Consider the following 13,446-nt stretch of genomic DNA (forward strand, 5'->3'; position numbering starts at 1 on the left):
ACTTCCAGTTCGTGGCGGCTCGCAAACAATATCTGTCCTATCGCAATCAAATCTGTCCTGGCTAGCTTTTCGCAAAACAAACTGGCCCGACTGGGAGGGCTTCTCGTCCCATTCTCGCTAACGGGATGATTTGATCGCGCAATGGCCACGCAAGCGCAACAACAAACATCCGAGCGGATGGCGTCTTCTAGGGCGTTGCAATAGTTACAATGGCAATTGGATTCAAGAGAGTCGTATCTGCGCGAAATCTGACCGTTGCAAAATCAAAGACTTAGCTCTCAGCATCGCAAACAAAGCTGGTCTGAAAAAAACCAGTTGCAAACAACATCTGGCCTGGCGACCTTACTCAATCAGTCGTACAGACGTGCCTCCTTCTCGGCCCTTGACTGCTGGGAGTCGTCAACAGAAGCGACCGCTTCGATGGCACGAATGTAGTCGGCCGGAAGACCTGCCTCCCGTGCACCGATGAGCACATGCCGCTTGTACCAGTGATACGGTGTGAGGCCGAAACGTTTTTTCGTGGCAAAGTATGTGAGCGCGTCTAAGCCGCAAACGTTGGTTTCAACATGTACTGTTTTAGGTTCATAACCGGCGCCGGCCCCTTCGAACCTGTCGAGCACGACACGGTCCCGAAAGGCCACCCCGAAAATGACACCGTACACTCTGTCGCCAGCAACCCCAGTGCTCTCGCAATCGCATTTGCCCGACCCGTCGTTACTAATCTTGTCGAACGCGAGTCGGCATCCGCTTACGAAGCCTGACGCGACGACCCTCGCGGACGGCACCCGTGCGACCAATCGGCGTGCCGACATGTTTGAGCCATATGCGAAATACGCGAATTCGTCGGTTGTGAACATGCTCGCCCCCTCAATTGAATGGCCGATGTCACACCAATTCTGAGCGCAATTTCGCTAGTCGGCTTAGACGGTCGCCGTCGCTGCAAATAGTTCCGCGTAGAGGGTAAGTGAGACGACCAGCGCTTGATTGATTCCATCGTGAAGTTTTATCACTGTTCAACCGGAAATCCATAGATACTCGGGGAGACCAACGCATAATGCATCGCCTCGTGGGGTGCCAGAATCCCTCAATGTGCCTTACGATGACCAATGGAATTGAAGATCGGCACGCTCTCTAGTTAAATCAATCAAGGTCGCGTTCACTTCGTCAGTTTTCTGAACCCACTGCTCTGCTGCAGCCTGGTCCCGCCCGAAACCAATATGCCGGCTAACAAGACGCTGCCGTCGCAGGTCCGGGTCGACGTTGACATACCAAACTTCGTCGAGCAACGGTCGCGCAGCTTTCCAATGGCCATGCTCGAGAAGGAGGTAATTCCCTTCAGTGATTACAAGCGGCATATCAGGCGCCACAGGGATTGCGCCGGCGATGGGTTCTTCAATTTCCCGGCGAAATGTGGGAGCGTAAATTGTTTCGTCGTGACGCTGCTCACGCAGGCGCCTCAGAAGTGCGACATACCCCGCACTGTCAAACGTATCTTCCGCACCTTTGCGGGATGCGCGACCGAGCCGTGCGAGTTCGACATTCGCAAGATGAAACCCGTCCATCGGCACAACCACTGCCTTTCCGGGAAAAGCATCAAGGATTGCTTGCGCCAGTGTTGATTTGCCCGCACCCGGCGCACCAACCAAACCGAGGATCTGGCGCCGCCCGTCAGAAATTAACTGGTGGAGGCGACCGAGGTAGCGGTCTTCAATCGTCGACATAATCCAGGGTATTCCAAAAAAGTGGCGGTCGGCGAGAACTATTCTTATCCTCGCCGAGGCCCGATTGCCGAACCGCTCGCATCAACATTTCTCAACGCATTGTGCTGTCGCGACACTTACGTCACCCGGTGGGCGTCTAGTGGTGCGATTTTGCTCGCGCGGCGGCGTTGATGCCACCCGCGATGAACTCCCGCGCATGTTTCGCCAAGTCCATACCGTCGTCCCACAAGTTGCGCCAGATTGCCAACGCATTGGACAACTGCTCGTTGACGACCGTCGACGAAAAGCTCTCAAAAGTCACGACTCCCTTGTAGTCAATCATGGCGAGTGCATGGAAGAACTGAGAGAAGTCGATAGTCCCCGACCCGAGGTACCCGCGATTGCTTTCCCCGATATGAACATAGCCAAGACGCTTGCCACATTGCAGAACCGGTTGCATGAAATCGGACTCCTCAATGTTCATGTGGTACGTATCGAGATGAACGACAACATTAGGCGCATCGACTTCGTCAATCATGGCAAGCGCCTGCGATGCAGTGTTCAGTAAATTGCTCTCGTAGCGATTTACCACTTCAAGCCCAAGCGTCACGTTCTTCTTCAACGCGAAATCAGCAATGCGCTTGAGCGAATCAATCGCGTTGCGGCGACCTTGTTTGGTAACCGGTGCGTTGTATTTTCCCATCGCGCCGTAAAGAATCCCGCCGAAGTAGCCTCCACCCAGCTCTGCCGTGACGCTGATACCTTCCTCCAGCATCGAAACCCCGCGTGCGACCGTAGCTGAATCCTCGCTGGACACGTCCGCATCAAAGGTGAGACCGCGCGAGCAACCGATATCCAGCTCATGCTCTTGCAGCAAATCCCGCGTGAGCGCCAGGTCCATGACCTTCGGACCATGCAAGGACAGTTCAGCCAGGTCGAACCCAGCGGCTTTGGTCTGGCTCAAAACCTTGCGAGTCGATTCGGGGGTGAGATCGCCAGCCCATACCAGTGCGTGTACGCCAAGCTTATTCATTGTGTCACTCCTTCAGATGCGGTCACGCGCCTGCGGACCAAAGTTTTCGAAATGCTGTTCGCCCATGCCCAACGGAAGAGCATCACGGCAAGCAAGAAGACACCCCACAACGCAGTCGCCAGGTGTTGGTTGGCACCGAGCAAATTGAGGCCTGAAGCGATAACCTGCAGAATTACAAGTGCAATCACGACCGGAACCACGCGGCCAAAGCCGCCGAATGGGTCGACGCGACCCAGGAAGCACGCAAGCACGGAGATGAGCAGAAAGGCCTCGCCATGGCCAACGCGAACCGAGTTGAACTGGGCCGCCATCACCACACCGGCGACGCCGCACATCAGCCCCGACAGCATGTAGATTCGGGTGACGGCGCGTGTCGTCGCGATGCCGGAATATCGCGTTGCTTCCAGATTTGACCCAATCATGCGTGTGGCGAAACCTAGCCGCGACCGTGTCATGACAACGTGCCAAAGTAATGCGCAGCCGAGAAAAATCAGGAGGGGAATCGGTACGCCGAGGAAGACGCCGTTGCCCATTTCGCGCACAAACGGCGGAAACCCGGAGATGTCGCCCCCACGTGTGAGGAACTCCCCTAATCCGCGCAAGAAAATCATCATCGATAAAGACACGAGGATTGGGCTTGCTCCGGTGCGTGCAATGACGGCACCCATCACCCAACCGGCTGCGGAGCCGGTGGCCAATGCGGCAGCAATGCCGAGGATGATGGCTACGGCGCCGGCGTCCGCTCCGCCGTACGTATGAAGCACCCACGCCATCGCCAACCCCGATATGTTCGCCGTGAAAGTCACCGCGAGATTGAAGCCACCGGAAATCAAGGGCATCAGCATGGCCAGCGTAAAGAACCCGAGTTCCGGCAACTGGAACGCTACCGACACGAATGTGCTCGCTGAGAAAAAACGCTCAGATGCGAAGCTCAGGACTGCGATGACGAGGAGCAGAAACCCAAGCAAGCCGGCGACGTCTGCGGGTACGAGCGGCGCGGCCGCGCGTTGAGATGAGGACATTTTCATGACGAGGCCTTTACGCTTTGTGACGTGAATCGCGTTCCGACGAGCTTGGCGAAACCTCCGCTCGACAACGTAATGGCGATAAGAATGATGGCGCCGATAATCATCTTGAACGCATACGGCGAGATACCTAGCAAGTTCAGGCCGTTGGCGGTGATAGCGGTCAGGAGGATGCCAAGGATGGCGCCGAGGATTGTGCCGCGCCCACCGCCTAACCTTGCACCACCGAGCACCACAGCAGCGAGCACATCCAGTTCACGGCCATAAAACGCGTTCGGAACGACTTCCTGCACGTAGTGGGCTTGCATGAGTCCGGCAATCCCCGCCATCATGCCGAGCCAGCCAAAAGCGATGTAATGCATCGCACCTATGTTGACCCCCACGCGTCGCGCCGCCTCGGGGTTGTCACCCATGGCGTAGAGCTGTCGACCGGTTGTCGTGCGCCGCAGCAGAAACCATGTTGCTATGACCATGACGACCATCACGGCCACGGGCAGTGCGAGATTCGCATTACCACTCGCGGTGTTGAAATTGATAATAGAGACTCTATTAGTCCACCAGTCCGGCAGGTCGTAGATGGACACCCCGCCCGTGAGAAACATCAATCCACCGAAAAACACGTTGAACGTGGCAATCGTCACGACAATCGAGACGATGCGAAATCTGTAGATAATCGTGGCGTTGATGGAGCCAAGCACGAAGCCGAAGCAGGCAGAGACAATGAAGCCTAGCGCCCAGTTACCACCACCGAGTCGCAACACTGTCAACGCAGTGAGGTATTGGACCACCGATGCGCCGACGGCGAATGAGATATCAATGCCACCAGCAATCAGCACGACCAGTAGCCCGACTGCGAAAATGATGTTGACGGAACTCTGATTAAGCAGGTCGAACAGGTTTGGAAGAGTAAGGAATGTCGAGGTTGAAAGGCTGAGGCCAATCACCATGATGGCGATAACGAGAATCAGCAGAGCCTCAATCGAACCGATTCCGAGTTTGCGGAAATCAGGCATGGACGTCTCGCTCGATTTGTTCCATCGTTGTCGTTCCCGGCACGTACTCTTTAACGATGCGGCCGTCGCGCATATGCAGAATTCGGTCGGAGTTGAAGTAAACCTCCGGAATTTCGTCCGATATCAGCAAGATGGCCATACCCTCAACAGCGAGCTTGTGGATGATGGCAAAGATGCCAGCACGGGCGCCGACGTCGACGCCGACGGTGGGCGAATCCAGAATTAGAAGCTTCGGATTTGTTGCCAACCACGTGGCGAGCACGATGCGCTGCTGATTTCCGCCGGACAGTGTTGAGACCGCGTCGTCGGGTTTCCCGATTTTCACGGCCAGTTGCCGAATCCAGTCTTGAATCAGCGCGTTTCGTTTTTTGGAAGCGATGAGATGGGTGCCGTCCAGAAGGTTGTCCAACACCGCCGCGACTGTGTTGTCTCCGATTGATTGCGGCTGTACAAGGCCGAGTTGAAGTCGGTCTTCAGACACGTAAGCTATCCCTGCGTGGATAGCGTCACGATTTGTTCGCAGCGAAATCTCTTTTCCGTCGAGCTGGATGGAACCCGCACCGGGGCGCGTCATTCCGAAAAGCGACAATGCGACTTCCGTTCTTCCTGCGCCAAGGCGTCCCGTGACGCCAAGAATCTCGCCTCGTCGCACTTTGAACGACACGTCATGGTATTGACGGGCTCGTGACAACCCCTGTACCTCCAGCACAACCGGCGCTTTCGTCAGGTCTGTCGTGCGCACTTCATAGTCGAAAGTGCGGCCCGTCATCAATTCCGTCAGGCGGGTTTGCGTCATCCCTTCGGTGGGAAAGGTGCCGACGTACTGTCCATCGCGGAAAACGGTCACGCGAGTGCAGACGTCTAGCACTTCAGCGAGCCGATGGCTGACGAACACCACGGCAATTCCGTCCGCAGAAAGTCGCCGGACAATTTTCAGCAGAGCTTCGGTCTCAGCATGGCTGAGCGAGGCAGTCGGCTCGTCCATGAAGACAAGACGTGCGTCGCGAACAAGCGCTCTGGCGATTGCCACGACCTGGCGCTGGGCGATTGATAGCGAGCGGACAGAACGCTTGAGGTCGATGGAGACTCCGAGCCGCTCGAGAATCCGGCGTGCCGCCTCCTTCATCTTTCCGTATCTGACGATACGCGGACGAGAGCCCAGGTTCTGCTCGAAAGCAATGTTTTCCGCGACGGTCATTTCTGGGAAAAGCGCCAGATCTTGCCAGATGACCTGAATACCGAGGTCACGGGCCCTGGCCGGGTCGAGTCCTTCGATTGACTCACCGTCCATGAGCATCACTGCGCCAGGTTCCGGCTGATAGACCCCACTGATAATCTTGATGATGGTGCTCTTGCCGCAGCCATTCTCGCCCGCAAGGCAGAGAACTTCTCCGGGCATGACGTCGAACTTCACGGCCCGCAGCGCTTTAACGCCACCGAAGATTTTGGAAATGTTCTCGAGCTTGAGCAGGGGCATGCCACCGGTGTCGAGCACACCCGGTGCCATGTGCGCATCACCTCGTTGAGAACGGAGGACGTTGATGGAAGCTGGTTGACTCATGGAAACGCTCCGATGGTACTTGCGCGTGACTGGCTGGCGACCAGATGTGTCGTACCGTTAACTTCCGGGTAAGCAGCGCTACAACTGCGCTCACCCGTTCGGCAAAAGGATTGCGGTCAGAGGCCCATCTTTGCGAGGTCGTCAACGGTTTTGGCGTTGAGGTCCACCAGTTGGTCGACAATCAGGTTGTGACCGTCGGGATGAACAACACCCAGACCTGGGATGTTCGTGCCGTCCTTAATCGGCTGCCCCTTTACGAGCATCGTGCCCAGCGTCACAAACACTTCGCCAGCGACTTCCGGATTCCACATGTACCCGCCGCTCAACACGCCGTCGTGGACGAGCTTTCGGCCCTGTCCAGGCGAGAACGGCCCGAGAACCAGAACCTTTCCTTTCGCCTGCTGCTCCGCGACGGCGCGAGCAGCTCCAATGGGCCCCTGGCTACCGAACGCAAGAATGCCTTTCAAGTTAGGATGAGCGCGCATCAGGTCGAGCGCAGTCTTGCGCGACGCGTCCACGTCTTCAGCGACGCCGTAGCGGTCCCCGACGAGGGTCATCCCGGGATAGTTGGCCTTGATGTAGGCGATTGCCGCATCCGCCCAGGCGTTATGGAGCGGCACGGTCAGCGAACCGACGAAAACGGCGTATTCGCCCTTCCCTCCCAGCGCCTCGCCAAGGCGTTTTCCGTAGGCTTCGCCGAAACCTTTGGACGAGGCCAGTTCAAAGTCCCAGTCCACGTTCTGCTGCTTCGGGGACTCGTGGGTGATGACCTTGATACCGGCGGCTCTGGCACGCTGAAGAACGGGTTCCAAAACCTGTGCGTCGTTCGGCACGACGCCGATGACGTCTACGTGCTGCGCAATCAAGTCCTCGATTGCTCGGACCTGGAGCGCAGGGTCAGCGCTCGTCGGCCCGACCATGAATGCCTTGACGCCGAGCTGGTCAGCGCGCTTCTTGATTCCCGCTTCCATGGCGTTGAACCATGGAATGCCGCCAATCTTCACAACGACACCGATTACAGGCTTGTCAGGCGAGGCCGATGCAAAACTCGTCGTCAAAGCGAGCGCGACTGCGCCGGCACCCAAAGTGCGGATGATGTTCTTGAACATGTCTCCTCCGGTAGACGCCTGGGCACGCAGACGCCCTAAATGAGTGATAAAAGGCCCGATTTCGTATTTTGCTAAAGTTGCTAAATCCATTTAGCAATTCGGGTGGGTGTATGCTGAATCTATTTAGCAGTTCGGTCGAGCCGTAAAAACCCTGGTGTTGGGTACTGTCGCGAAACGGCTACCTTTTCGGGACACAACGGCGCAATGCCCTCGGAGCAACTTGATGGCAAGCAGCAACCCAGGACGCAAGTCCACGATTTATGACGTCGCAAAGGCGACCGGCTCCTCGACGGCTACAGTCAGCATGGTGTTGAACGGGAGTTGGGTTCGCTATCGAATCAAGGAGGAAACCGCGAACCGAATACTCGAAAGCGCCCGCCAGCTTGGGTATAACGTCAACATGAAAGCTCGAGGACTCAGGCTATCGCGCTCGGGTCTAGTGGGTATGGTTCTTCCCCATTATCGGAACCGTTTTTTCGCGGGACTCGCCGAGACCTTCGAAGAGCAGGCTCGTAGTCGTGGCCTTTGTCCGATAGTTGTGGGCACTCAGCGCGACCCTGCAGTCGAGGTGAGCGTTACTGAAACACTTCTATCGCAGCGGGTTGAGCTGCTATTTATCGCCGGCGTGCGTAACCCGACACCACTGAACACGCTCTGTTCGGCGGCAGGCGTCCCTTCCATCAATCTGGACCTGCCAGGAGACGGTGCGCCGTCGGTCGTTTCCGATAACCGCAAAGGCGCTCAAGCTATTACGGATGTGCTGATTGAAAAGCTGCTGGCACGGGGCGCGGCACCAGACGAGTTGGTCTTGCTAGGAGGTGTAGCGGATGAATATGCGACCGAGACGCGTATCGCAGGATTCAGAGACGCTTTCGAAGCTCGTCAAATGACGCCTGCTGCAGATGCAATCGAGTGTTGCGGATATAACGCCGCTGCTGCCAAACGCGTACTCTCAATTCGCTATGAAAAACTTGGACGACTTCCAGCCGGTTTGCTGATGAATTCGATTACCGCGTTTGAAGGGGTGGTTCAGTTCACATCGACGTTGTCGCCCGACGCGTGGAAGTCTGCGGTTGTTGGCTGCTTCGACTGGGACCCATTCGCGGCAAATCTACCTTTCGACGTGACCATGTTGCGGCAGGACGTGCAAGCAATCATTTCTGAAGCGTTCAAGTTGGCCGAAAACCATGACTCGACGGACCGCTCTCTGATTCTCGTGCCAACAGTTCTGGGCAAGAAGTTTGAAGAAGCCGAGCAAACGAAGGAGTTTGACCGATAACTTCGGTCTAGAAATGGTTGCGGTCACAATCATCAGTCGTAATTTCCGAAGCGAGACCGTGAAGACCACGGTCGTCGCCAGGCCGTCTGAATCGAGAAAACATGCAGACCAATTCCACGCCGCGCGCCGGCACGCTTAGCCAAATTCCACGTGGTATCTGGATGCTCGGCTTCGTCAGCATGTTCATGGACATTTCTTCGGAAATCATTCACAGCCTTTTGCCGATGTTCCTGGTGACGAGTCTGGGCGCGAGCGCGATGATGGTGGGCCTGATTGAAGGCGTCGCGGAAGCGACTGCACCCATTGTGAAAATGTTCTCCGGCGCGCTCAGCGACTACCTTGGCAACCGGAAATGGCTCGCGGTCATCGGATACGGCATGGGTGCGTTGAGCAAACCGTTGTTTGCGCTCGCGCCAACATCTGGCATCGTTCTGACGGCGCGCATCGCGGACAGAATCGGGAAAGGTGTGCGGGGTGCGCCGCGCGACGCGCTCGTAGCTGATATCACGCCCGCTCACCTGCGGGGCGCCGCCTATGGTTTGCGACAGTCGCTCGACACGGTCGGCGCGTTTCTCGGGCCGTTGCTCGCCGTCGTGTTGATGCTGCTGTGGGCAGACAACTTTCGTCTCGTATTCTGGGTGGCTGTGATTCCAGGGCTCGTTGCGGTGTCGTTGCTGGTGTTCGGCATCAAGGAACCAGCGCACCATTCGGACGCGAAGCGCGTCAACCCGATGAAGCTCGAAAGCCTGAAGAAGCTGAGCCGGCCGTACTGGTGGGTTGTATTCATTGGGGCGGTGTTCACGCTCGCACGATTCAGCGAAGCATTCCTTGTCTTGCGCGCGATGCAGGGTGGCGTCCCGGTGGCGCTGGTGCCACTCGTTATGGTTGCGATGAACCTGGTGTATTCGACGTCTGCTTATCCATCTGGCAAGCTGGCCGATTCAATGAGCCACACGAAACTGCTGGCCATCGGGCTAGTGGTACTCATTGCATCGGATGTCGTACTTGCGCATGGAAACCACTGGCCGGTCGTACTGCTGGGTGTCGCGTTGTGGGGCCTGCATATGGGGCTCACGCAGGGCTTGCTGGCGACCATGGTCGCGCATGCAGCACCACCGGACCTGAAAGGCACCGCGTTCGGTTTCTTCAATTTGATGAGCGGTCTGGCGATGCTTGTGGCGAGCGTGGTCGCAGGTGAGTTGTGGGACCGCCTGGGAGCCGGCGCGACGTTCTACGCGGGAGCGGGGTTCTGTTTGCTGACCCTGTGCGCTCTGGTTATCGGTGGAGGACTGCGCCGCAAGCGCGCCTTCTAGCTGCATACGGTGCCGAGCGGTGCGCCTAACCCGGCACGGTCAATGTCGTTACGAGCCCTGCGTGACACCAGATGACAATTACGCAGCGTGTCATTGTTCGTCATCGTCTCCGTGATGCTTGTACCAGCCCTTGTGTTTGCCGTTGTCATGCCAACGACGTTCATCACGGTATTCGCCCTGATATCCGTAGCCATAGACCGGCGCCGGCGCATAGACCACTGGAGGCGGTTGATAGACAACGGGGGGCGGCACTACATATACCGGACCGGGCACGCCGAGAAAAACGTTGACGTCTGCATGTGCCGACGCTAGCCCTGAGGCGCTGGCACCACAAATTCCCAAAGCGAATAAAACCATCGCGCGTTTCATGATGCACTTCCGTTCAAGTTAGGTAGTCCGCCCAAGCGGCTCGATACATCCCCAAATTTGATGGTAGATGAGGGAACTACCGGCAGGTGAAACGTCGAGGCGACTCCTGTAACCTTTTGTAAGCTTAACGTCGAGTTGCCGGTCAATCCGAAGCGCGTTATTTGAAGGCGGCTCTGTCAGGCCGGCCGTCGGACATCGGCTCGTCACAGGGGCCGTCAGCCCCCAATTCTCTATCACCGATACGGTATGTGACGTACCGTCAGTGATGATGACAGCTGCGTGGAAATGGATTTTTTGTGTCCGTATTGAACATCAGCACATGCACTCCGCTCGAGTTGCCTTTTGATTGGGCCGGTGAGCAACCGAAGCAATTTCGGCTGACTCGCCCGCGCCCCTGGGACAGGTATCGTTTGCGAGCCGCCTGTGCGCTTCGTGCCTCGCGAAGACGCGGTTCTACAGCAGCGCGATCACCCGCACATCGCCCTGCTCGGCCGCCGACGCGACCACCTTGTCGCCGATTCGCCGGAACGTGATCGACACTGACGAATCGCCCACCTTCAGATCGCCGACTTCGAGCCAGTCGATGCCCTCGGGCAGCATGGGCTGCTCGATCACGACTTCGCGCCGCTCCGCATCGATCGTGATACCCAGACAGGCTTCGAGCATCATGAACGGCGAGCCCGCCGCCCAGGCTTGCGGCAGACAGGCGACCGGATAGGCGGTAGGCGGCTCGCCCCGCCGCCGAGGGAAACCGCAGAACAGCTCGGGTAAGCGCATGTCGAAATTGACTGCTGCCTGGAACAGCGCCTGCAACAGCCGCACGGCCGCTGCCTTGCCGCCGTAGCGTGACAGGCCGCGTGCGCAGAGCGCGTTGTCATGTGGCCAGACCGAGCCGTTGTGGTACGCCATCGGGTTGAAGCGCGCCTGGCTTGCGGCCAGCGTACGCACGCCCCAGCCGGTATGGAACAGCGTGGAGTCGAGCGCGTGCACCACCGCTTCGCCCCGCTCACGCGAGGGCAAACCGAAGGCGAGCAAGTGGCCCGCATTCGACGCCATCACGCGGCACAATTCGCCGTGGCCGTCGAGCGCGATGCCGTAGAAGCCGGACTCTTCCATCCAGTACTTTTCTTCGACGCACTGACGGATTTTCTTCGCGCGCTCGCTGTATTGCTTGGCCTGATCGTGCAGGCCGCGCAGCTTGGCAAAGTGGGCCATCGTATCGAAGGCGGCACTCGCATACGCCTGAACTTCTACGAGTGCAATGGGGCCGTCGGGGAACCGGCCATCGGCGTGGAAGACTGAATCGTGGCTGTCCTTCCAGCCTTGATTGGCGAGGCCGCCATCGGACTCGCGCTGATAGTCCAGCAGACCGTAACGGTTCTTGTCGCACACGCCCGCGACCCACTGCGCCGCGCGCTCCAATGCCGGCCACAGTTCGTCGACCAGTGCGAGATCACCCGTGCGTGCCGCATAAGCGCCGGCCAGCACGATGAAGAGCGGCGTGCTGTCGACGCCGCCGTAGTACAGCGCGAACGGCACTTCGCCGGTGGCGGCCATTTCGCCCTTGCGCATCTCGTGCATGATCTTTCCGGGCGCTGCGTCACGAAACGGCGAATTCTCGCGTGCCTGATGTTCGGCTAGAAAGCGCAGTACGCCCGCGGCGAGATTCGGTTGCAGCCACAGCGTTTGCAACGACGTGATGATTGCATCGCGGCCGAACGGCGTTGAGAACCACGGGATACCGGCGTAGGGATACGGGCCGGTGGCGAGATCGGTCGTCAGCAGACCCAGGTCGGCAAGCGAACGGTCGATCCATGCGTTGAAGAGCGGATTGCTCGAACGCACTCGGGCGGTGACGCGGCGGCGCTCACGCATCACCAGGTGGGCGTCGACCAGTGCGGCGCGCACAGCAGCGCGGCCGACGCGTGGGCGCTCCGCATCGATTTGCGAAAGATGGGCTTCGCTCACCGCATGGGTGGGTTGCGCAACGCCCGCGGCAGGCTTGTCGGCTTGCGCGACGACTTGCACCGAGATGGACAGATAGATCGATACGCACGCTTGCGCCGGCAGCTTGACGGTGTAGTCCGCGCGATCGGCGAAGAGCTTGTCGGGTTCCGGCAAGAAGGCGATCTGCACATTGCGCGCCACGTCGTCGAGACCGATATAGCCGAGCAGCACTTCGCGGTTCTCGACGCGCGCCGGTTCGACACGGCCCTGTTTGTCGCGCCTGAGGCCGCGCACTTCGAACATGTCGCGAAAGTCGCTGGCGAAGGAGATGGACAGTGGCACGACTCCATCGCTCGTGCCGTAGTTGGTGAGTTCGATCGCTTCGTTGAGCACGGTGCCGGAGAGCACGCGCACGCGTTCGACGTGGATCACGCCTTCCGGTGTGCTGTCGCCGCCGAGCGGCGGCAGGGGGCGGTTGGTCAGATGCGCGGTGAACGAGGTGTTGTCGCTGCTGACGCTGCCTGACAGCAGCGAGGGCGCGCGGCCGCCGAAGGTAAGGCGCAGGTTCGAGAGGACGCGGGTGTCGTTGACGAACAGGCCGTCGTCGTGGCCGGTGATATCGCCGAGGGGGTCGTTGACGATAAAGGTGTCGCCAGACTTCAGCACGTGCTGGGTGGCGCTTGCGACGTTGAGGTTTTCCGTCGGGATGAATGCGCCGTCCGGCTCGGGTTCGCGGTGGTCGATTCCGCCCGAGTGGGACAGGCCGCCGAGGGCTTCTGGCTGCTGCATCAGGTCGCTCCTATGGTGTTCGGGTTCGGGTTCGCTTTCGGGTTCGGGTTCGGGTTCGGGTTCGGGTTCGGGTTCGGGTTCGGGTTCGGATGCTGCTGAGGACTGGCTGGTCGATTCCGATTGTAGAGGGTCTGTCCGCGTCAGACGAACTTATCACAGAGGAGTTTCTGGTTTTTGGTTTGGCATGGGATGTGCAGGGGGGGTTGCACCAAGTGCAGGTTTTTCGTCTGCGCGGCGCTTTTGTCTGTGTTCTTGGGGCTTTGGCCTTTCCTTGATTTGTTAGTGGTCTATTAGCGTTGCCCCTGTGC

11 protein-coding genes are annotated in these 13,446 nt (G+C 58.4%); 2 read left to right on the forward strand and 9 right to left on the reverse strand.

Annotated elements, in window-relative coordinates:
- Positions 1-350: 350 nt before the first annotated feature.
- From M0D64_RS17165 to M0D64_RS17195, 7 genes are all read right to left on the reverse strand, one after another.
- Positions 351-857 (reverse strand): gamma-glutamylcyclotransferase family protein, encoded by a 507-nt coding sequence (locus tag M0D64_RS17165; RefSeq protein WP_266258610.1) that lies wholly within the window; start codon positions 855-857, stop codon positions 351-353.
- 237 nt (positions 858-1,094) lie between these two features.
- Complete coding sequence (locus tag M0D64_RS17170; RefSeq protein WP_154561871.1) at positions 1,095-1,721, reverse strand: nucleoside/nucleotide kinase family protein; 627 nt, start codon at positions 1,719-1,721, stop codon at positions 1,095-1,097.
- Between the two features lie 136 nt (positions 1,722-1,857).
- A complete protein-coding gene (locus M0D64_RS17175) occupies positions 1,858-2,733 on the reverse strand; it encodes a sugar phosphate isomerase/epimerase (RefSeq protein ID WP_266258611.1) in 876 nt (291 codons plus the stop codon).
- Positions 2,730-3,761 (reverse strand): ABC transporter permease, encoded by a 1,032-nt coding sequence (locus M0D64_RS17180; protein WP_154561775.1) that lies wholly within the window; start codon positions 3,759-3,761, stop codon positions 2,730-2,732. Before M0D64_RS17180 ends, M0D64_RS17175 begins: the two co-directional genes overlap by 4 nt.
- On the reverse strand, positions 3,758-4,771 hold the full coding sequence (locus M0D64_RS17185) for an ABC transporter permease (RefSeq protein ID WP_266258612.1): 1,014 nt from the start codon (positions 4,769-4,771) through the stop codon (positions 3,758-3,760). The genes M0D64_RS17180 and M0D64_RS17185 overlap by 4 nt, the downstream gene beginning before the upstream one ends.
- Complete coding sequence (locus M0D64_RS17190; RefSeq protein ID WP_266258624.1) at positions 4,764-6,278, reverse strand: sugar ABC transporter ATP-binding protein; 1,515 nt, start codon at positions 6,276-6,278, stop codon at positions 4,764-4,766. The genes M0D64_RS17185 and M0D64_RS17190 overlap by 8 nt, the downstream gene beginning before the upstream one ends.
- Positions 6,279-6,448: 170 nt before the next feature.
- Positions 6,449-7,441 (reverse strand): substrate-binding domain-containing protein, encoded by a 993-nt coding sequence (locus M0D64_RS17195; RefSeq protein WP_132375561.1) that lies wholly within the window; start codon positions 7,439-7,441, stop codon positions 6,449-6,451.
- Positions 7,442-7,664: 223 nt separating this feature from the next.
- On the opposite strand from M0D64_RS17195, the gene M0D64_RS17200 reads away from it, so the two are divergent.
- Both M0D64_RS17200 and M0D64_RS17205 read left to right on the forward strand, forming a co-directional pair.
- On the forward strand, positions 7,665-8,720 hold the full coding sequence (locus M0D64_RS17200; RefSeq protein WP_171927912.1) for a LacI family DNA-binding transcriptional regulator: 1,056 nt from the start codon (positions 7,665-7,667) through the stop codon (positions 8,718-8,720).
- A gap of 101 nt (positions 8,721-8,821) precedes the next feature.
- Positions 8,822-10,033 carry an MFS transporter gene (locus M0D64_RS17205; protein ID WP_266258613.1) on the forward strand — a complete coding sequence of 404 codons (1,212 nt, stop codon included), beginning with the start codon at positions 8,822-8,824 and terminating at the stop codon, positions 10,031-10,033.
- Positions 10,034-10,123: 90 nt separating this feature from the next.
- Here M0D64_RS17205 and M0D64_RS17210 read toward each other — a convergent pair whose 3' ends face one another.
- Both M0D64_RS17210 and M0D64_RS17215 read right to left on the reverse strand, forming a co-directional pair.
- Positions 10,124-10,402, reverse strand: coding sequence for a hypothetical protein (locus M0D64_RS17210; RefSeq protein WP_266258614.1), 279 nt, complete (start codon positions 10,400-10,402; stop codon positions 10,124-10,126).
- 453 nt (positions 10,403-10,855) lie between these two features.
- On the reverse strand, positions 10,856-13,138 hold the full coding sequence (locus M0D64_RS17215) for an amylo-alpha-1,6-glucosidase (RefSeq protein WP_266258615.1): 2,283 nt from the start codon (positions 13,136-13,138) through the stop codon (positions 10,856-10,858).
- Between the last annotated feature and the right edge of the window lie 308 nt (positions 13,139-13,446).

This window comes from Paraburkholderia sp. WS6 (assembly GCF_030464835.1).
GTDB lineage: Bacteria > Pseudomonadota > Gammaproteobacteria > Burkholderiales > Burkholderiaceae > Paraburkholderia > Paraburkholderia madseniana.